18 protein-coding genes are annotated in these 21,209 nt (G+C 62.0%); all 18 read left to right on the top strand.

The genetic code is table 11. The features are described 5' to 3' along the window. The first annotated feature begins 96 nt into the window (after positions 1-96). The 18 genes from DKK66_RS12970 to DKK66_RS12890 all read left to right on the top strand — a co-directional run bounded on the left by DKK66_RS12970 (position 97) and on the right by DKK66_RS12890 (position 21,166). The gene (locus tag DKK66_RS12970) at positions 97-1,812 is read left to right on the top strand and encodes a PTS fructose transporter subunit IIBC (protein WP_131358724.1); all 1,716 of its coding nucleotides are present in this window, start codon (positions 97-99) and stop codon (positions 1,810-1,812) included. A gap of 205 nt (positions 1,813-2,017) precedes the next feature. Further along, complete coding sequence (locus tag DKK66_RS12965) at positions 2,018-3,391, top strand: MFS transporter (RefSeq protein WP_131358721.1); 1,374 nt, start codon at positions 2,018-2,020, stop codon at positions 3,389-3,391. A gap of 1 nt (position 3,392) precedes the next feature. Beyond that, positions 3,393-5,750: a glycoside hydrolase family 3 C-terminal domain-containing protein gene (locus DKK66_RS12960; protein WP_131358718.1), complete on the top strand. Its 2,358-nt coding sequence runs from the start codon at positions 3,393-3,395 to the stop codon at positions 5,748-5,750. Positions 5,751-6,040: 290 nt separating this feature from the next. After that, positions 6,041-6,199, top strand: a complete 159-nt coding sequence (locus DKK66_RS20175; protein ID WP_165494173.1) for a hypothetical protein — start codon at positions 6,041-6,043, stop codon at positions 6,197-6,199. Between the two features lie 207 nt (positions 6,200-6,406). Beyond that, on the top strand, positions 6,407-6,766 hold the full coding sequence (locus DKK66_RS12955) for a translation initiation factor Sui1 (RefSeq protein ID WP_045846188.1): 360 nt from the start codon (positions 6,407-6,409) through the stop codon (positions 6,764-6,766). Positions 6,767-6,918: 152 nt separating this feature from the next. Further along, positions 6,919-7,509: a helix-turn-helix domain-containing protein gene (locus DKK66_RS12950; RefSeq protein ID WP_207389776.1), complete on the top strand. Its 591-nt coding sequence runs from the start codon at positions 6,919-6,921 to the stop codon at positions 7,507-7,509. Between the two features lie 32 nt (positions 7,510-7,541). After that, a complete protein-coding gene (locus DKK66_RS12945; RefSeq protein WP_131358712.1) occupies positions 7,542-8,849 on the top strand; it encodes an FAD-binding oxidoreductase in 1,308 nt (435 codons plus the stop codon). A 497-nt stretch (positions 8,850-9,346) separates the two neighbouring features. Next, positions 9,347-9,853 carry a type VI secretion system contractile sheath small subunit gene (gene tssB, locus DKK66_RS12940; RefSeq protein WP_131358709.1) on the top strand — a complete coding sequence of 169 codons (507 nt, stop codon included), beginning with the start codon at positions 9,347-9,349 and terminating at the stop codon, positions 9,851-9,853. A 26-nt stretch (positions 9,854-9,879) separates the two neighbouring features. Further along, positions 9,880-11,421 carry a type VI secretion system contractile sheath large subunit gene (gene tssC, locus DKK66_RS12935; RefSeq protein ID WP_131358706.1) on the top strand — a complete coding sequence of 514 codons (1,542 nt, stop codon included), beginning with the start codon at positions 9,880-9,882 and terminating at the stop codon, positions 11,419-11,421. A 93-nt stretch (positions 11,422-11,514) separates the two neighbouring features. Beyond that, on the top strand, positions 11,515-13,083 hold the full coding sequence (gene tssA, locus DKK66_RS12930) for a type VI secretion system protein TssA (protein ID WP_165494172.1): 1,569 nt from the start codon (positions 11,515-11,517) through the stop codon (positions 13,081-13,083). 16 nt (positions 13,084-13,099) lie between these two features. Next, positions 13,100-14,863 (top strand): type VI secretion system baseplate subunit TssF, encoded by a 1,764-nt coding sequence (gene tssF / locus DKK66_RS12925; RefSeq protein ID WP_131358698.1) that lies wholly within the window; start codon positions 13,100-13,102, stop codon positions 14,861-14,863. After that, a complete protein-coding gene (gene tssG, locus DKK66_RS12920) occupies positions 14,842-15,840 on the top strand; it encodes a type VI secretion system baseplate subunit TssG (protein ID WP_165494171.1) in 999 nt (332 codons plus the stop codon). Before tssF ends, tssG begins: the two co-directional genes overlap by 22 nt. Continuing rightward, positions 15,833-16,498, top strand: a complete 666-nt coding sequence (gene tssJ / locus DKK66_RS12915; RefSeq protein ID WP_131358692.1) for a type VI secretion system lipoprotein TssJ — start codon at positions 15,833-15,835, stop codon at positions 16,496-16,498. Before tssG ends, tssJ begins: the two co-directional genes overlap by 8 nt. Beyond that, entirely contained in the window at positions 16,495-16,998 is a 504-nt protein-coding gene (gene tssE, locus DKK66_RS12910) for a type VI secretion system baseplate subunit TssE (RefSeq protein WP_131358689.1), read from the top strand. Before tssJ ends, tssE begins: the two co-directional genes overlap by 4 nt. 12 nt (positions 16,999-17,010) lie before the next feature. Next, entirely contained in the window at positions 17,011-18,360 is a 1,350-nt protein-coding gene (gene tssK / locus DKK66_RS12905; protein ID WP_255434127.1) for a type VI secretion system baseplate subunit TssK, read from the top strand. After that, entirely contained in the window at positions 18,357-19,001 is a 645-nt protein-coding gene (locus DKK66_RS12900) for a DotU family type IV/VI secretion system protein (protein WP_131358684.1), read from the top strand. The genes tssK and DKK66_RS12900 overlap by 4 nt, the downstream gene beginning before the upstream one ends. 9 nt (positions 19,002-19,010) lie before the next feature. Further along, a complete protein-coding gene (locus tag DKK66_RS12895; RefSeq protein ID WP_131358682.1) occupies positions 19,011-20,591 on the top strand; it encodes an OmpA family protein in 1,581 nt (526 codons plus the stop codon). Between the two features lie 89 nt (positions 20,592-20,680). Continuing rightward, entirely contained in the window at positions 20,681-21,166 is a 486-nt protein-coding gene (locus DKK66_RS12890; RefSeq protein ID WP_131358680.1) for an Hcp family type VI secretion system effector, read from the top strand. The last annotated feature ends 43 nt before the right edge of the window (positions 21,167-21,209 follow it).

Raw genomic sequence — 21,209 nt, 5'->3', positions numbered from 1 at the left:
ATCATGCTGCGGGCGGGCAACGCTCACCCACCCCCGCCACGTAGCAGATCATCAGCAAAGCAACAACAACAGGCAGATAAAACTAGGAGATAGACAATGGCAAACCTGCTGGCAGTGATTGCAGCTCCCGATCGCAGCACCCAGTCCATGCTGGCTGGCGAAGCGCTGCGCCAGGCGGCTACCCGGCTGAAACACAAGATCGATGTAGAAATCCACACCGCACAAGGCGTGCAACAGCCGCTGAGCGCCAGCGCCATTGCCGACGCCGATGCCGTGCTGCTGATTGGCGAAGCCGCCGCACAAGACGTGCGCTTTGCCAACAGCCACACCCTGCTCAGCTCGCTGGAAGCCGTGCTGGCCGATGCCGAAGGCCAGCTCAAGGCCAGCCTGAGCGCCCGGACTGCCAGCAGCGCGCTGCGCATTGTCGGCATTACCTCCTGCCCCACCGGCATTGCCCACACCTTCATGGCGGCCGAAGGCCTGAGCCAGGCTGCGCAGAAACTGGGCCACAGCATCCGCGTGGAAACCCAGGGTTCGGTGGGTGCGCAGGACACGCTGACGGCAGATGAAATCCGTCTGGCCGATGTGGTGATCATTGCCGCCGACACCCAGGTGGACCTGTCGCGCTTTGTCGGCAAGCGTTTGTTCTCCAGCGGCACCAAACCGGCCATCAACGATGGTGAAAACCTGGTGCGCCGCGCCATTGCCGAAGCCCAGCCGCACGGTGCCAGCCAGGCAGCCAGCAGCCAGACTGCCGCCAGTACCGCTTCCGCAAGCAGCGCCCAGAGCGAGCAGCGCAGCGGCGCTTACAAACACCTGATGACCGGTGTGTCCTTCATGCTGCCCTTTGTCACTGCGGGCGGCATCATGATTGCGCTGGCCTTTGCGCTGGGCGGCATTTACGCCTTTGACGACGCGCACAAGGGCACGCTGGCCTGGGCCTTGTTCCAGATTGGCGCCAAGTCCGCCTTTGCGCTGATGGTGCCGATTCTGGCCGGTTATATTTCCTACTCCATCGCCAACCGTCCGGGTATTGCCCCCGGCATGGTGGGTGGCATGCTGGCCGCCAGTCTGGGTTCCGGCTTTCTGGGTGGCATTGCCGCCGGTTTCATTGCCGGTTACGGCACGGATTTCCTCAACAGGAAAATCCAGCTGGGCCGCAACCTGGATGGCCTGAAGCCGGTGCTGATCTTGCCGGTACTGGGTTCCCTGCTGGTGGGCCTGTTGATGATCTACGTCATCGGCACGCCGGTGGCCGGCCTGCTGGCCATGCTGACAGATGCGCTCAAGAGCATGCAGGGCAGCAGCGCCTTGCTGCTGGGTGCCATTCTGGGCGCGATGATGGCCTTTGACATGGGCGGTCCGGTGAACAAGGCAGCCTATGCCTTCGCCACCGGCCTGATTGCCAGCCAGGTGTACACCCCGATGGCCGCCGTGATGGCCGCCGGCATGACTCCGCCGCTGGGCATTGCCCTGGCCACCAAGCTGTTCGCCGACCGCTTTACCGCCGACGAACGCGAAGCCGGCAAGGCCGCTGGCGTACTGGGTATTTCCTTCATCAGTGAAGGTGCCATTCCGTTTGCCGCCCGCGACCCGCTGCGCGTGATTCCGTCGCTGATGGTGGGTTCGGCCGTGACCGGTGCCATCTCCATGGCCATGGGCGTGGAACTGAAAGTACCGCACGGTGGCGTGTTCGTGCTGCCCATCCCTAACGCGGTGACCAATCTGGGATCCTACCTGGTGGCACTGGTGGTGGGTACGGTACTGACCGCCGTGATGCTGCGCGTACTGAAAAAGCCGCTGGCACAGTAAGCCTTGAGCGGGCCGGCAACGCAGATTTGCCGCCCGCCTGACGATTACCCTCTCGGGCCAACTCCATTGCGGGTTGGCTATTTTTTTGTCCTGCGTTTTGAAAATCCCGCCATAAAACCCGACGTTTCCAGAGTGCAATCTCCATAGCCGTGCCGGGAGGCGCTGCTATGTTAGGGCCCATCCCCTGGCTCTGGAGAACCGCATCATGTCAGATCCTGCCCTGTCCGCCGCCGATGTCAGACTGGGCCTGCGAGAAAAAGCAGGCTATGGACTGGGAGACATGGCGTCCAATCTGTCGTTTGGTGCCGTCTCGCTGTTCCTGCTGTTTTTCTACACCAATATTTTCGGTCTGAGCGCCGGTGAAGCCAGCCTGATTTTCCTGATTGCCCGCATCATCGATGCACTGTTCAACATCCTGCTGGGCTACGCCATCGACCGCACCCACAGCCGCCACGGCAAGCTGCGGCCATACCTGCTGTATGGCGCGCTGCCGCTGGGTGTGCTGACCGTACTGTGCTTCAGCACACCGGACACCAGCTACAAGTTTGCCTATGCCCTGGTGAGCTACACCCTGTATTGCCTGGCCTATACCACGGTGAACACACCCTATTCCGCCATGAACAATATGCTGACCCAGCACGCCATGTCGCGCGCCTCGCTGTCGGTGTACCGCATGTTGTTTGCCACGCTGGGTTACTTTGTGGTGTCGGTATATGCCGACCAGCTGATCCGCCGCTTTGCCGACCCGCGCACCGGCTACCAGCTCACCATCGCGCTGTTTGCCGGGCTGGCCACCCTGCTGTTCTACGCCTGCTTTGCCATGACCAGGGAACGCATCCGGCAGGACGAGGACGCAGCCCCCAGCCTGCGCCAGATGGTGCAGGCCATTACCGCCAACCGGCCCCTGTTCCAGCTGTCGATGTTTACCGTGTTTACCTATATCGCCTACAGCGTGTGGATGGCCGCCGCCATTTACTACATCAACTACGTACTGCGCGATGAAGCCTATACCGCCAGCTTCTTCGCCATCCAGACCGTGGCCAATCTGGTCGGCACCATTGCCTCGGAACAGCTGATTGCCCGCTTCGGCAAGAAAAGACTGACCCTGCTCACCCTGAGCGCAGGCGCATTGGCGCTGGCTTGCCAGTACTGGCTGGCAGGTGACAACCGGCTGGCCATCATGGCCTGCGTCAGCGTGTACAGCGCGGCCATGGGCAGCATCTTTGTCTGCATGTACGCCATGCTGGCCGACACGGTGGAATACGCCGAGTGGCAGCACCATGTGCGTACCGAGGGGGCCATTTATGGCTATTTCAACTTCATCACCAAGGTGGCCATGGCCATTGCCGGCGGGCTGGCAGGGCTGATCCTGCAATATGCCGGCTACGACGCCGCCTATATCACGCCGCGGGCACAGCACTGGATCGCCCTGATGATGACGCTGATACCCGCCGCCCTGTTCGTGCTCGCCCTGCTGTTCATGCTGTGCTACGCGCTGGACGAAAACAGCTACCGGCACATGCTGGGCCAGATTGCAGCACGCAAGCAGCCCGCCTCCGCCCAGCCACAGGAGCCCTGACATGCGCACCTCCCACACCGAACTGATCGCCCGCATGCGCCCGGCAGACAAGGTCAGGCTGCTCAGCGGCCAGGGCCTGTGGCGTACGGCCTGCCTGCCGCAGCTTGGTATCAGCGACTTTGTCATGACCGACGGCACCTATGGCGTGCGCTATAGCAGCGCGCAGATCGACCAGCAGCAAGGCTGGAATATCAGCGACTTCCTGTCCGTGGTGCGGCAAGATGCAGGCCAGGTGACTGGCGACAGCGACAAGGGTGGCTCCGAGGCACTGTTCGGCCACTCGCGCCCGGCCACCTGCTTTCCCAATGGCTCCAGCCTGGCCTGCAGCTGGGATGTGGCGCTGGTGGAACAAATGGGACGGGCGCTGGGTATCGAATGCCAGTCCATGGGCGTGGGCCTGCTGCTGGGGCCAGGCATCAATATCCGCCGCACCCCGCTGGCCGGACGCGGCTATGAATATTATTCGGAAGATCCGCTGCTTGCCGGCGATCTGGCTGCAGCGCTGATCAAGGGCCTGCAACAACAAGGCGTGGGAGCCTGCCTCAAACACTTTGCCTGCAATAACTCGGAGTTCCAGCGTACCGAGATGGACTCCATCGTCGACGAGCGGGCACTGCGCGAAATCTATCTGTACGGTTTCCAGCGCGCCATTGCCAAAGCGGATCCGTGGACGCTGATGTCCTCCTACAACCGGCTCAACGGCGAACAGACCTCGCAGCACCACTGGCTGCTGACCCGGGTATTGCGCGAGGAATGGGGCTATCAGGGGCTGGTGATGTCGGACTGGTACGGCATCAAGGACCGCCCGGCCTCGTTGTTGGCCGGTAATGAACTGGCCATGCCGGAAAACCCGCTGGACAATGCCGAACTGCTGGCAGCCATCGAACAGGGCCGCATCCCGCAGGAGGTACTCGACCGCGCCTGCCTGCACATGCTGCAACTGATAGCCAAGGTGCATGCCGGTCAGCGCCCAGGCACCAAGGCGGATTTTGCCAGCCACCATCAGCTGGCACGGCAGATTGCCGCCGAATCGCTGGTATTGCTGAAGAACGACCAGGACTTGCTGCCATTGGATGGCCAGCAGCTGCGCCGCCTGGCGGTGATTGGCAAACCGGCACGACAGCCGGTGATCCAGGGTTCGGGCTGTGCCACCACCCAGCCCTGGCAGCTGGACTGCCCGCTGGATGAAATCCGCGCACTGGCAGGGAGAAACGTGCAGGTCGACTACGCTGTCGGTGCACCGCACGACGCATTCGACGACGAGACAGCACTGCAACATGCCTGCGCCATGGCAGCCGCCGCCGAGGTGGCCGTGGTATTTGTCAGCACTCCCATCGGGGTGGATGGTGAAAACGGTGACCGCCAGCATCTGGGCCTGCTGGCCAGTCATGAGCGACAGATTACCCGGCTGGCTGCCGTGCAGCCCAAGCTGGTGGTGGTGCTGTGCAATGGTGATGCCGTGCTGATGCCCTGGCTGCCGCAGGTGCCAGCGGTACTGGAATGTTTCTTTGCCGGTCAGGGCATGGGCCAGGCGGTGGCTGCCACGCTGTTTGGCCACAACAACCCCAGCGGCAAGCTCACCACCACCCTGCCCAATACGCTGGAAGAAACCCCGGCCTATCTGCACTACCCCGGCGAAAATGGCCGCCACCTGTATGGTGAAGGCTTGTTCGTCGGCTACCGCTATTACGACAAGCGCCAGATGCAGCCGCTGTTTCCGTTTGGCTTTGGCCTGAGCTACACCCGTTTCGACTACCAGAACCTGCAACTCTCCAGCAACAGCATGGACGAGCACGGCAGCGTGAATGTCTGCGTTGACATCCACAATCGTGGCACCCGCGCCGGCAAGGAGATCGTGCAGCTGTACATTGCACCACCACCTTCTACGCTGGCGCGGCCAGTGCAGGCCTTGCGCGGCTTTGTCAAACTGGACATCCCGGCAGGAAGCATGCAGCGGGCACAGTTCACGCTGCAAGGCGAGGATCTTGCCTGTTACGACCCGGCCCACGCGGCCTGGATAGTAGAAGGTGGCCAGTATGAAATCCGCATCGGCGCATCCAGCCGCGACATTCGCCAGCAAGCCATGCTGGTAGTCGACAGCAAACCGCTGTATCCCAGGCTGAGGGCAGACTCCTCGCTGGTACAGCTCACCCGGCATCCGCCCATGCTGCAGGCGGTGGCCGAACTGGTGGCGAGCAAGTGCCCGCTCAGCGTGGATGAGGCCCGCGCCAAACTGGTGAATATGGCTCCCGATATGTTCGGCGGCTTGTTCATCACCCTCACCGCCATGCTGGGGCTGGACATCAGCCGGGCAGAACTGCAGCAACTGCTGGAGCAGGACGCGCACACAAGACCCTGACCCGGCTGTTGCGGTGTCGCGCTTTTTTCATCGCCGCGTCACGCCACTGTCACACACGGCAGCGACAATGACGGCCATACCAGCTCTGGTGCCGGGCTGTCTCTTGTTCCGTTGTTTCTCTCGGCTTTACTCTCAGGCCAACCCCGTTGCGGGTTGGCAATTTTTTTGTCTCATCGACTGCCGGACCGGTCTGCACAGGGTAAATAAAGGCAAAAGTCGGCAGCAAAGTCTTGCTGGCACGCCAGACCCTCTGCATGGTTAGCTGTTTTCCACCGTCAGGCCTACGCCGCATGATTACCGCCACCACCCCGCAGGCAGTCCACTATCCGCCACTCACCCCGTCGGCACCGGCCAACAGCGCCGCCCCCGGCACGGCAACATCAGCCGCCGCGCCCACTAGCCCGGAGGTGCCAACCACACCGGATGGCCGCATCAATACCTACGCCTGATCAGCTCGCTGCATGGTCGACATCCATCACCGCAGGCCGCAGTACCATGTGCTTGTCCGTGCCGGTGGAGACCCTGCCGCGCCGTATCGCACAGTGTGCTTTGTCCATCTTGCGGCTCCTGCCGGCTGCCCTGCCCTGAACATAGCCATCGTCTTGCCGCCGGTTTGGCGCTAGACTGCCGGCTGCCCTGTCAGCCTGCACTTACCCATGAAATCGAAATCCTCTTCCGGCGGCCTGGTTTACTCCACAGAACATGGCCGCATGTGCCCCGACTGCCGCCAGCCGCTTGATGCCTGTATCTGCCAGCAATCCACCCTGCCCAGTGGTGATGGCATCGTGCGTGTCAGCCGGGAAAACAAGGGCCGTGGCGGCAAGACCGTCACCGTGGTAAAAGGCGTGCTGCGCGATGCGGCCGGCCTGACGGCCTTGGGCAAGCAGCTGAAAAACGCCTGCGGCAGCGGCGGGACGGTGAAGGATGGCTGCATCGAAATCCAGGGAGATCATGTCGCCACCGTCATCAGCACGCTGCAAAAGCAGGGCTTCACGGTAAAACGTGCCGGCGGCTGAATTCGGCAGGCCCAGCGAGCGGTGTTTCGTGGGCCAATGCCTCAGCCAGCACCATTGATCTTGCTGAAAAAATACAACAATAATTTTTACAATGTGAAAATTTAAGACATTTTTTTCACAAAACTTCAATCTGCCTGCGTATGCTGGCAGACATGACAGCAATCACAGACACCTCACTCAAGGACAGCAGCCAGCCCGACCCGGCCTGGCTGGGCGAACAAATCCGCCAGTTGCGCAAGCTGCGCAAACTGTCCTTGCAGCAATTGAGCAGCACCACCGGCCGCTCCATCGGCTTTCTCTCCCAGCTGGAGCGCGGCAAAAGCCAGCCCAGCGTATCCGACCTCAACAAGCTGGCCACCGCCCTGGCCGTGCCCTATGGCGTGTTTTTCAGCCAGGCCCCGGCGCATGAGCGCGGGCTGGTGGTACGCCAGGCACATCGCCCGGTACTGCACTACGCCGACGGTGTCAGTGACGCCCTGCTCTCGCCCGGCTTTGCCGGTGGCTTGCAACTGATGCTCACCCGCTTTGCCCCCGGTGCCAGCTCCGGCCCGCAAACCCTCAGCCACGGCGGCGATCAGGGTGGCATGGTGCTGTGCGGCAGCCTGGAGCTATGGGTGGACGAACAATGCCACCTGCTGGCAGCGGGCGACAGCTTCAGCTTCAACAGCAGCCGACCACACCGCTATTGCAACCCCGGTCATGAAGAAGCCCAGGTGGTTTGGGCATACACCGTCAGCGCCTGAAGCGCCGCCGTCAATCACAGCAAGGAGACACCATGTTTGAATCCGCCCGCCACTATCCGCCCAGCTGGTATGCCGCCACCAGCACCGCCCAGCAAATCGAGCGCCCGGCGCTGACCCAGGATATGGATGTGGATGTGCTGGTGGTGGGCGCGGGCTTTACCGGCCTGTATACCGCACACAATCTGGCCGATGCCGGCGTCAACGTGGCCGTGATCGAGGCCAGCCGGGTGGGCTGGGCGGCAAGCGGGCGGAATGGCGGGCAGATCATCCTGGGGTTTTCCTGTGATATGCCCCCGATTGAAGCCGCGCTGGGGCTGGAAGCGGCACAGGAAATCTGGCAACTGCTGCGCAGTGCCGCCGCCGACATCCGCCACAAGATCCGCCATCACCACATCGACTGCGAACTGGCAGAAGGCCATTTGTGGACATCGGTGTTATGGCAGCGCATCAGGCTGCTGTCGGAGTGGCAGGAACATGCGGCACGGCATTATGGCTATGAAGCGCTGGAATTCGTGCCACGCAAGGACCTGCCACAGCACGTTGGCTCGGAACGCTATGTCGCCGGGCTGATCGATCACGAAGGCGGCCACTTTCATCCGCTCAAATACATTCTGGGACTGGCCCGTGCCGCCGAGGGCAAGGGCGTGCGCCTGTTCGAGCAGACCCGCGCACTGTCCTATGCCAGCCAGGGCGATGGCTGCGTGGTACACACGCCGCAGGGGCGTATCCGCTGCCGCAAGCTGGTACTGGCCACCAATGCCTACATCGACCGGCTGGACCCGGCACTCTCGGCCAGGGTCATGCCGGTCGGCACCTATATGATTGCCACCGAACCCTTGCCGGAAGAAGTTGCCCGGCAACTGCTGCCCAGCAATATGGCGGTATCGGACAACCAGTTCATCCTGGACTACTTCCGCCTGACGGCGGATCGCAGCCTGCTGTTCGGCGGCAAATGCACCTACTCCGGCCGCACACCGGCCAATCTTACCGCCAGCATGCGTGCCGACCTGCTGCGGGTGTTTCCGCAACTGGCCCCTTACCGCATCACCCACACCTGGGGCGGCCATATCGACATCACCGTGCCACGCACCCCGGACTTCGGTCGCAACGGGAATGTGTACTGGGCACAGGGTTTCTCCGGCCATGGCGTGGTGCCCACCTGTGCCGCCGGACGGGTACTGGCCAATGCCATTCTGGGCGACGAGCATCTGCTGCAACACTTCATGCGCCTGTCCAACCCGGCCTTCCCCGGCGGGCCGCTGCTGCGTGTGCCCTTGCAAGCTGCCGGCATGCTGTATTACCGCCTGCGCGACTACGCCATCCCCGGCCTGAGTTACTGACCCGTCGGCCCTGCACCACCTGATGGCCCCAGCAGGGGCCATCTCGTGCTCAAACCTGAACATTGCTGCTTTCAGCGCCAGACGCTGCCTGCCTCATGCCCGCCGTACAAACGGTTGACCATCCACATCACCAGCCGCAACAGCAGCACGGCCCCCCCGACCTCCAGCAAAACCGACCCGAGTTGCCCACCAAGTGCCGAGGCATGCATACCCATCGGTATCACCACGCCCTCCCGGCAGCCTGCTCATTCCAACCAACTCCGCTGAATGCATTAGTCATTCTCTGAGTCATCCCTCTCATTCTTCCGTCATCAACCGGATTTTTGCTTTAACCCAATCAGCATTTTCGGAACACAACAAATGAGTATTGAATGAAAAAACATCATGCAATATGGTTTTTGAAACAATAAAAATCGTTAAACATCAAAAACTTGCAGAAAGTACAGCATACGCAATCGCTGAGCTAGCTGCAGCACACCACTACGGAGCAAGCAACCATGGCTGACAGTTTCCAGAAAGAAGTCCCTCCTGCACGCGTCAATATCACGCTCGACCTGCACACCGGTGGTGCCCGCAAAAAGCTGGAGCTCCCGCTCAAGCTGTTGGTGCTGGGCGACTTCAGCCAACGCGACGATGGCACTCCGCTGGCAGAAAAGACAAGACAACGCATCGACAAGAACAACTTCGATTCCGTGCTGGCCGACTACCACCCCACCCTGCGCCTAGGCGTGGAAAACACCCTGGCAGGCGATGGCTCGGAACTGCCGGTCACGCTGGACTTCAACAGCCTGCGTGACTTTCACCCCGAGCAGGTAGTGCGCCAGATTCCCGAGCTGGCCGCCTTGCTGGCCATGCGCAATCTGCTGCGCGACCTGAAATCCAATCTGCTGGACAACGCAGCTTTCCGGCGCGAGCTGGAAAAAATCATGAAAGACGAGCAGCTGTCCCGCAGCCTGCGCGCCGAGCTGGAACACATCGCCCCACTGGATGCCCCCCAAGCCTGATCACCCAGGATCACCAAGGAAAACACATGGAAAATACCAGCCAGCCCAGCAACAGCGCAGTACTGGATGTCGACACCGCGACAGATGGTGGCGTGTACGGTGCACTGTGCAGTCGCATCAACCTGACCCCGGTCAGCCACGCACCCGCAGTGGAAGTCTTCCGCAATCAGGATGCCCTGTCCGAAGCCAGCCTCGATGAACGCATCACCGTGGCCGTCAATGTCTTTCTCAAGCTGGTGCAGGAATCAGCACTCAAGGTGGACCGGCTGGACAAGGGCCTGCTCGACTACCACATCGACCGCATTGATGCCCAGATCAGCCGCCAGCTGGATGCCGTGCTGCATCACCCGGACTTCCAGCGTACCGAATCGGCCTGGCGCGGCCTGAAGTTTCTGGTGGACCGCACCGATTTTCGCAAGAACATCAAGATCGAACTGCTGGATGTCTCCAAGGAAGCCCTGCGCCAGGACTTCGACGACAGCCCGGAAGTGATTCAAAGCGGCCTGTACCGCCACACCTACATCCAGGAATACGATACCCCCGGTGGCGAACCCATCGGTGCCATCATCGCCGACTACGAATTCGACCGCGGCCCGCAGGACATTGCCCTGCTGCGCAATGTCTCCAAGGTATCCGCCGCTGCCCACATGCCGTTCATCGCCTCGGTAGGTGCTGCCTTCTTCGGCAAGGACAGCATGGAAGAAGTGGCCGCCATCCAGGATGTGGCCAACTATTTTGACCGCGCCGAATACATCAAGTGGAAAAGCTTCCGCGATACCGACGATGCCCGCTATGTCGGCCTTACCCTGCCGCGCTTCCTGGCCCGCCTGCCCTACGGGCCGGACACCGTACCGGTACGCAGCTTCAACTACTGCGAACAGGTAAAAGGACCAGACCACCAGCGCTATCTGTGGGCCAATGCCTCCTTTGCCTTTGCCGCCAACATGGTGCGCAGCTTCATTCACAATGGCTGGTGCGTGCAAATCCGCGGTCCACAAGCTGGCGGGCTGGTGGAAGACCTGCCCATCCACCTGTACGACCTGGGCACCGGCAACCAGATCAAGATTCCCACCGAAGTGCTGATTCCGGAAACCCGCGAGTTTGAATTCGCCAACCTCGGCTTCACCCCGCTGTCCTTCTACAAGAACCGTGATTACGCCTGCTTCTTCTCTGCCAACTCGGTGCAGAAACCGGCGCTTTACGAAACCCGGGAAGCCACCGCCAACAGTCGCATCAATGCCCGCCTGCCCTACATCTTCCTGCTGTCGCGCATTGCCCATTACCTGAAGCTGATCCAGCGCGAAAACATTGGCACCACCAAGGACCGCCGGGTGCTGGAGCTGGAGCTCAATAGCTGGATCAAGAATCTGGTGACCGAGATGACTGACCCGGCCGACGAGCTGCAGGCATCCCACCCGCTGCGCGAAGCACGCGTCGTGGTGGAGGACATCGACGATAACCCGGGCTTCTTCAAGATCAAGCTGTTCATCGTGCCGCACTTCCAGGTGGAGGGCATGGACATCAGCCTGTCGCTGGTATCGCAAATGCCCAAGGCCAAAAACAGCTAGCCACGCACCGGCTTGTCCGGCCTTGTGCCGGGCAAGCCCATGCCATTGCGACATTTCCCACCGCCATTCCCACTGCCATCAACCGGACCTTTCATGAAACCAGACTGGCTCACGCGCCTGATCCGCCAGGACAGCGCCGGCATTGCCCAGACCGATGCAATCACAGATATTGCCCTGCTGGTGCAGCCGTGCCAGGCAGACAAGCCCTGCGGTGAAGACGTGGGGCAGCATGAGGTTTTCCTGCAACTCAAGGACAACCTCTCCCGGCTGAGCGGGCTGGATTGTGTGGCACTGGAGCAGGATTGCCGGGTACTGCTGCAACAAGGCAAGGACCTGCGCCCGGCGGTGTATCTGGTTTACGCCTGGATGCGTCAGCATGGCTGGAACGGGCTGTACCAGGGATTGGAATTGCTCTGCGGACTCACCCAGCACTATGGCCAAGCCTTGTACCCGACACGTCCGGCAGCCCGCCATGCCATTCTGGGCTGGCTTGGCAGCAGCAAGGTGCTGGACTGGCTACAGAGCCTGGATGCGCCAGCCCAGGCACTACGCAAGGCGCTGCAGCAACACCTGGATACGCTGACCGGGCAATGGGCAGAACATGGCATCGTGCTGGACGATGCCTGGGCCGGACTGCGCAGCATGCTGGCCAGCACTGCCAGCGACAGCCCGCTTGACGCCACTTCTCCACCGACAACAGGGCAAGACAGTCATCCGGCAGGCCTGCACGTCATTGAGTCCAATCAGATGCTGCTGGAACAATTGCGTGCCATGTGCGGCTATCTGCGACAGCAGCCACAAGGCGCGTTTGCCGCATTCCGGCTGGCGCGCGTCGTGCGCTGGGACAGCATTGCCCAGCCACCGCCACATGATGGCCAGCAGCGCACCCGCCTGCCCGCTCCCAGGCCCGAACTACGCCAGACACTCACCCGCCTGCTGTTGCAAAAGCAATGGCATGCCCTGCTGGAGAAAACCGACTCCGCCTTTCTGGAAGCCGCCAATCACTTCTGGCTCGACCTGCAATACCTGGCCTGGCAGGCGCTGGGCCAGTTGGGCGAGTCACATCAGCACTGGCGCGACATTGCGCTCAGCGATATTGCGCTGATGCGTCACCGCCTGTGCGGTATCGAACAATTATGCTTTGCCGACGGCAGCCCGTTTGCCGACGACAACACACTGGAATGGCTGGCCAGCCAGGCCGTGGTCTACGACCTCAGCGGCAGCGACAAAGAGCTGGCCTCACCGCTGATTTCCGTCATCAGCACCGATCTCACGGACATCGGACAACAAGCCCGGCTGCTGGCCGAACAGCAGGGACTGGAAGCCGCACTGGGCTGGCTGCAAACACTGCCCCGTCCATTAGGCCTGCGCCAACAGGCGCAGCAACTGCTGTTGACGGCCCAGCTGGCAGAGTCCTGTGGCCGGGCAGATATTGCGCTGGGCATTGTCAGCGGTCTGGAACAAGAGCTGTGCAGCCAGGAAATCTGCCGCTGGGACCCGGAGCTGGTCTTCGACATCAAGGCCAGCCATCTGCAACTGCTGCGCCAGCGCGGGCGACGCAAGGATGTCGACAAGCAAACCCTGCATGGGCAAATGCAACGCCTGCAGCAGGACATGAGCCTGCTCAACCCCTTGCGCACCGCGCTGCTCTCCAGCCAATGAACCGGGCTTGCCAGTGATGAACGACCAGACCCTGCATTACTACGCAGCCGAAATGCGCTACCTGCGCGAAGCCGGCAAGGCATTTGCCCAGGCGCATCCCGATCAGGCCGCCCTGCTGAACCTGGACAATGTCGGCCACCCCGACCCCATGGTCGAACGCCTGCTGGAAGGCTTTGCCTTTCTGATGGGCAAGTTGCAGCAAAAGCTCGACGACGATGTACCGGAGCTGACCGAAAACCTGGTCGGCCTGCTGTGGCCACATTACTTGCGCATGATCCCGGCACTCACCGTGATGGCGTTTCGCACCAGCAGGGGTGTGCTGCAGCAAGCCGAGCAACTGCCTGCCGGCACCAGCCTGCTGAGCAGCACGCTTGGCGAAGCGGCCAGCGTGTGCCAGTACCGCACCACCCGCGACCTGCAACTGCTGCCGCTGCAACTGCAGCTGGCCAGACTGGAAGAAGACGATGACGGCAGCCAACTGATTCGCCTGGGGCTGGAACTGGAAGCCCAGGCCAATCGCGACAGTCTGGACCTGTCCACCCTGCCGCTGTTTCTCAACGCCGACCCGCCCATCGCCTTTGCCCTGCTGCACGCACTGACCCAGCCAGGCGTCAGGCTGGTATTGAAAGCCAGCGGCGAGGATGTGGTGATCAGCACCGCACTGTCACTCCGGCAAAGTGGCTTTGCCAGCGACGACACCCTGTGGCCCAGGCCGCCAACGGCACATGGCGGCTACCCGCTGCTGATGGAATACTTTGCCTTCCGGGAGAAATTCCTGTTTGTCGAATTGTGCGGACTGGATGCCACACAACTGCCAGCGCATGGCCGCTTTGACATCGAAATCCACCTGTCCAGCCGCTTCCCGTCCGGGCAGCCGTTCGACCAGCAGGCTTTCCAGCTGCATTGCGTGCCGGCCATCAATCTGTTCGAGGTGGAAGCCGAGCCGATTCATGTTGATCATCGCCAGCAGGCCTACCGGGTCATTCCGGTATTGCACGATGGTAACCATGTCGAAACCTTCTCGGTCGACAGCGTGCAAGCCTTCGATCACCACAGCGGGCAACGTCATGACTACCTGCCGTTTCGCAGCTTTCGCCACCGCGGCGGCATGCTGCGCCACGAAGCCCCGGAACGCTACTACCACACCCATACCCGCCAGAGCGCCAGTGGTCATTACGATAGCTGGCTGATGCTCGGAGGCCATCAATGGCAGGAACAGACCGAGCTGGAACCGGAAACTCTGTCGCTGAAACTAACCGGCACCAATGGCATGCTGCCACGCCAGGCCCTGCGCCAGACCCAGCGCGTGACACTGCGCCAACATCGCAGTGCCGTTGCCGCAGTCCATCATCTGCTGCCTTACAGCCTGCCTTGCCACCCGCCGCGCGAAGACCGGTTCCAGTGGCGCGTGCTGTCCCATCTGGCCAGCAACTACCTGTCCTTGCTGAATGCCGAAACCCTGCGCGGCACGCTGGCACTGTACGACTGGACCGACGACCCACTGAACCGCCGTCGCCTGCAGGCCATTGTCGATGTCTCCCATCAACTGGTGCGCAAGGTTGAGCAAGGCTGCGTGATGCAGGGTGTCGCCATCGACATCACCCTGGACCAGACCGGCTTTACCGGCGAGGGTGACCTGTATCTGTTTGCCACCCTGCTGGATCATTTTCTGGCGAGCTATGCCGATCTGAACCTGTTTACCCGCTTGCGGGTACTGGTTCAGCCAAGCGGCCGCACCTTGCAATGGGAGGATCGCACATGTCAGCGCCCACCCCTCTGATTCAGGCCATGCTGCCGCAGGCCGACCTGTTCAATTTCTACCGCTTCTGCCAACTGATAGAACTGGCCAGCGAGCCGCCTTGCACTCTGGCGAGCTCAGACAGTGTCGCGACAGAACCCGTCAGGTTCCGTTCACACCCGGCTTATGGCTTTCCGGTATCCGAGCTGCACTACCAGCCAGAACCATACAGTGATACACCGCACCCCGTCCCTGCGGTCTACACCCGTTTTCTTGGTCTGACCGGCGTGGACGGCGTGCTGCCACAGCACATCGGCAACGACCAGGTCACCCGTCGCGAAGGCCACGAAGCGCTCACCGACTTTCTCGACCTGTTCCATCACCGCATCATCACCCGCTATTACGCCATCTGGCGCAAATACCACTACCCGGCAGGCTTTCGCACCGGCGGGCAGGACCGCCTGTCGCAAGCCTTGCTGGGCCTGGCTGGCCGCGCCTTGCCCGGTCAGCAAACCGGGCTGAGCCCTGCTCGCTGGCTGGCCTTGCTGGGCCCGCTCAGCCAGCGCACCCGCACCGCACATGGCCTGCTGGCTGCCGTGCAGCATGTGCTGCCCGACACGACGGGCAGCGTACAGCCGCATTACCCGCGCAAGGTGCTGCTGGGCGCCGGGCGACTAGGCCGGGCCACCCGCCTGCAACGCGGCACGGTATTACTGGGCGCACGGCTGCGGGACGTGCAGCGCACGGTCAAACTCACCCTGCACCTGCAACACAGTGCCGAACTTGGCCACCTGCAAGCCGGGCAGCAAACCCATGACGACCTGTGCCAGGTACTGCGTGCCTATCTGGGCCTGCGCTGGGATCTGGCCTTGTTTGCCAGCCTGCCCACTGCCGCCTGGCCCGCCACCCGGCTAAGCCGCCACAGCCACCGGCTGGGCCGCGCCGCCCATCTGCCAGCACCAGCCAACGCCATACCCGGCCAGCTGGCAGACATTCCCCTGGGGATGCTGCATGCCTGACCTATCCACCCTTTTGCCGGAGAACTTCCGCATGCGCCTGCGCATTACCCTTCTGCTTTGCCTGCTGCTCCCCCTTACCGGCTGCGGAGCCTGGCAAGCACTGAAAAACGGTAGCCAGCAAGTGGTTTCAGCCGTGTTTTATCCCAAGCTGACCACACTGAAACTGGACTTCACCGCGCGCGAAGCCATCAATCCGGATGAGCGCGGGCATGCCCTCTCCGTGGTAGTGCGGGTCTATCAGTTGCGCGACGGCAAGGCCTTTGCCCGTGCCAGCTATGAACAGCTGCTGAGCCAGGACCGGGAGACATTGGGCGATGAAATGCTGGCACGCCACGACCTGCTGCTCCGCCCCGGCGCAAGTGTCAGTCTCAATGCGGCAGTAGAACCCAACACCAGCCAGATCGCGGTTGTCGCCTTGTTCCGCCAGCCCGTACCACCGGCCATCTGGCGCGTCAGCATGTCCGCCAAGGAGCTGGATAACCAGAAAGCTGCCCGTCTGGAGCTACTGGATAACCAGATCCTCATCACCTGGCTGCCACACCCGTCTGACCCGCCAGCCGCACCACAGCCGCAAACACCGGCCACCCCGCCAGCGCAGAAAACCATCACACCTGCAGCAGCGAGTGCCCCGGCTGTGCCAGCAAGGAGTGGCAAATGAATACTCGACAGCGTCATAGCGGGCCGTCGCTCTACGAAAAGTTGCTGGGCAATTTTCAGGATGGCAGCAGCCTGCACGCCTGGGATGAAAACAGCCAGCACCTGTTCAGCGTGATGGACAACATTCGGGTGATTCTCAACAGCAGACAAGGCGCAATCAAGCACCTGCCGGATTACGGCTTGCCTGACCTGGCCATGATTTACCGCCATTTACCGGCCAGTGCGCACCTGTTGCGGCAACACATTGCCAGCACCTTGCTGCGCTACGAGCCACGCCTGGCCCACATCGACATCCAGCTGCTGGCCAATGCCCAAGACGATGTACTGGGCTATGAGCTGATCTGCCATCTCAAGCAAAGCGGCCTGGTGCGCTTTGGCAGTTATTTCACGCCCGACCATGCGGTGCGCCTGCAGTTGCTGGGGGCCGCCGAACAGAAAGCACCAGCACGCCAGGCCACGCCCCAGCCGTCCCTGGCAAACCGTACCCCCCGCTCAACGTGAAGGATATCCAGCTTGCGCATTCACAAACCCCTATGGCATGAAGGCATCCTGCTCTTGCCACAGTTATTTCAGCAACAAGAAGCACAGCACGCCTGGCAACAACAGCAACTGGCGGCACTGGCCAGCCCCTTTCCCTGGGGCTTGAGTACGCTGGTGCTGGACCCATTGGCTCTGGAACAGGGCCAGGTCCGGCTGCAACAGCTGGCAGGCAGGTTTCCCGATGGTACGGCCTTTGATACCCGCATCAGCGGTCAGCCGCCTGCGGCCCGTCATCTGGATACCCTCAGCCACACCACCGACAGCGTGACACTGTGGTTGACGCTGCCGCTACTCAACCCGCTGGGCAATAACCTGCATCAGGGCGAGGTGAGGCCGGAAGAAACCCCGCGCCGCTACCGGCAACAGTTTGCCCAGGTGCCCGACCACATGGGCGAGCAGGAAGACGAACTGGCGGTGGAGCAGCTCAATCTGCTGCTGAAGTTTGACGGTGAAGCGCTGGATGGCATGAGCAAGCTGCCGCTGGCACGACTGCAACGCAATGCACAAGGCCGTTTCGAACAGGACACTGGCTTTATCCCGCCCTTGCTGTGCTGCAGTGCCTCACCCTTGCTGCAACAGCGCCTGCAATTGCTGGCCGAGCTGTTGCTGGCCAGGCAGCACAGCCTGCAACAACAGCGCCGTGAACGCACCCGGCAAGCCGCCGACTATCTGCTGTCCGACCTCAGCCTGCTATGGCTGATGCACAGCCTGGCGCAAAGCTGGCCGGAGCTGCGCATGCTGCCCACATTGGACAGCTGCCCGCCCTATGCCGCCTATCTGTGCCTGTCGCGGCTGGCCGGCATGCTCAGCACCTTTGCCCTGGAACAGCAGCTGACCGATATCCCCGCTTACGACCACCTCCAGCTGGGCAGGGTATTCCAGCAACTGGAACAGCTGATCCGCACCCTGCTGGACACGGTGATTCCCACCCCGGTGGTGATACTGCCGCTGCAACGCGATGGCAGCAATCTGTGGCTGGCGCATCTGACAGATGCCCGCTTGCGCGATGGCATGGATTTCTACCTGTCGGTACACGCCGCCATGCCGCTGCACCAGCTGCAAGAGCAATTACCCCTGGTGGCCAAGGCCGGTGCCCCGGACGAAGTGGCACGCATTCTGTCCTCGGCGCTCAATGGCATTCCGCTCAAAGCCATGCAACGCCTGCCCACCGCCCTGCCCAGCCGGGTGGACAGCCTGTATTTTGCGCTGGACAAGCAGCACCCGGCCTTTGCCGCCATGCTGGCCGCCCAGTCCTGCGCCTTCTACTTCCCATCTTCCTTGCCAGAGCTGCAACTGGCCTTGTACGCGGTGCCTACCCCATGAGCCCTCTGTCCATCCTGCATGCCGTGCGCGGCAATATGCGCTACATCGCGCTGATCGTCACCCGTTTGCAGCAACAAGCAGAACCGGTGACCGAACACCAGTTGAACCAGGATTGTCAGCACTTGCTGGATCAACTGGAACAGGCGCTGGAACAAGCCGGAGCACCACGCGCCGAGCGGGAGCAAATCATCTATGCCTGCTGCTGCCTGCTGGACGAAACCGCCCTGCGCCATTTGCCGGAACCAGCCCGTGCCCATTGGCAGGCCAGGCCCTTGCAAGTGCACCGCTTTGCCTCGCTGCAAGGCGGAGAACAACTGTATGAGCAAATGCGCTGCGAACTGGCCCGCCCGCAGCCATCGTACTGGCTGCTGGCTTGCTGGCAACTGGTGCTGGCACTGGGCTTTGAAGGCAAGTACAGCCAGGGCGATACCGCCCAGCACCAGCAATGGCGACAGCAACTGGACAAGGTGATCAACGCGCTGGAGCCCACCCAGGAAACCGTCCCGCCACCCCGCCCGGTCTGGCACTGGCGCAGTTTTTCTCCGTGGCTGTGGGCCATGCTGTCCGGCCTGCTGCTGCTCGTCATCTATTTACTGCTCCAAGGCTGGCTGCACCAAGCACTGCGCCAGCTTGGCAACTAAGGACGCACCATGCCACAGCTGCTTTGGTACTGGCTGTATCCACTGACCATGCTGACGCTGGGTCTGCTGCTGATCTGGCAGGCGCTGCCGGTTTCCGGTGCCGTGGCCATGCTGCTGAGCCTGGCATGGCTGATCGGCATGCTGGCGCTATGGAGCCACTTGCGGCGGCAAAGCACGGCCGGCGATGTAACAGAAGTCATCCTGCTGGCAGGCCCGGCAGCACACAGCTTGCAACAGGAGCAAGGCTGGCGCAGCACACTGCAACCGGCCTGGCACTGGCTGGACCGGCCACAACAACTGGCGGCCTGGCACAGCAGCGGCATTCGGGTGCGCGGAGTGATACTGGTCATCAATGCCGATGAAACCGATGCCACACCGGCTGCCAGCGCCCGGCTGGCCGACTGGTATCACGCCTGGCAACTGGCTCAAGCGCAACAAGGCCACCCGCTGCCGGGTGCTGTGCTGATACTGACCGCCCATCCGCTAGCCAATCTGCAAGTACCGCAGGATGCTGCCATCACACCCTGCACCAGCTATCCGGCACTGCAAGACGCCATCGAACAGCAGATGCAGACCGTGCTGGCACACGCACTGCAAGCACCCGCCGACCATGCGTCCATGGCCCTGCAGCAAGCCGTGGTACTCAACAGCTTGCAACAGCATGTCAGCCAGCAACTGCTGCCAGCCCTGCTGCCCCAACAAGCCAGCAAACGCGCCCCCGCCGTGCACGCTATCGGCTGGCTGGCTCACCCGGCCACGTCGGTAGATGCTGGCGAGCCGCTCTGGCAACAGGCAGCCACCCGGCATAGCGGGCTACACACCCCCGCCACACCGGTGTTCAGCAGCCCCACCGACCATGCACAGCTGACCGTGCTGGCGGCGTGCTTTGCGCCCATTCGCGCCTGCCCGCCCCACTGGCGACAACTGGCCACCCTGCTGACTAGCTGTGCCCTGCTGCTACTGGCCTTTGTCTGTTGCTCCGCCTGGAACAATCAGCAGCTGATTTCGCAAACCGCCGTGCGCCTGCACACCTTCCAGTCACTGTCCGTCAGCCAGGAACCCGCGCGGGGCAAGACGGTGCAACAGCTGCAAAGCTGGCAGCAGCACCTTGGCACACTGGCTGCCGATGGCGTGCCGCTCCAGCTTGGCTTTGGCCTGTATCAGGGGCAATACCTGGCTGACATCGTCCAGCGCGCCATTCAGTCCTACCACCCGCCCAAACCCAAGCCGGAGGTGATCCGGCTGGATAGCACGGCACTGTTCGACAGCGGCCAGAGCGTGCTCAAGCCGGAAGCCAAGCTGGCCTTGCAGTCCGTGCTGGTATGGATACAGGCCAATCCCGGAAAACGGGTGCTGATAGACGGCCACACCGACAACACCGGCAGCCGCACGGCCAATCTGCGGCTGTCGCTGGCGCGGGCCGAGGCGGTACGCCAGTGGCTGGTGACGGCCTCCACCTTTCCCCTAACCCATTTTGCCGTGCAGGGGCTGGCTGACACCCAGCCGCTGTCTGGCAATGACGATGCGTCCGGCCGCAGCAAAAACCGGCGCGTGGAAATCACCCTGATCGAACCGCCCGCCGGGCGGTGACAACCGGGTGTCAACAGCACCACCCGCAGCACCATGCGTGCCGGGTGGCACCACCACCGGGGCAGAGCCCCGCAGCAAGGAGAAACAGCATGGCCATACCCGCTTATTTGTGGATCAAGGACGACGGCGGCGCCGACATCAAGGGCTCTGTCACCGTGCAGGGTCGTGAAGGCTCGGTCGAAGTACTGGAGTTCGACCACAGCGTCTACATCCCCACCGATGGCAATACCGGCAAGCTCACCGGCACCCGTGTGCATACCCCGCTGAGTTTCGTCAAGGAATTCGATGCCGCCTCGCCCTACCTGTACAAGGCCGTCACCAGCGGCCAGAACCTCAAGGGCATGGAACTGAAGTGGTACCGCATTGACGATGCCGGTGAAGAAAAAGAGTACTTCAACATGAAGCTGGAGAACGTCAAGGTGGTGGCCGTCAAACCCAAGATGCACAACATCAAGGACGTCGCCAAGGAACGCTACAACCACCTTGAAGAAGTGGAAGTGCGCTACGAAAAAATCACCTGGGCCTACAAGGACGGCAACATCATCCACTCCGACAGCTGGGTGGAAAACCGCTAACGCCTAGCTTACCCATGCAGCAGGCATCACCGCCTGCTGTATG

It is taken from the genome of Aquitalea sp. USM4 (genome assembly GCF_004328945.1).
Taxonomy (GTDB): Bacteria; Pseudomonadota; Gammaproteobacteria; order Burkholderiales; family Chromobacteriaceae; genus Aquitalea; species Aquitalea pelogenes.
Note: the sequence above shows the minus strand (reverse complement) of the source record. Positions and strands in the feature narration are given on the sequence as shown.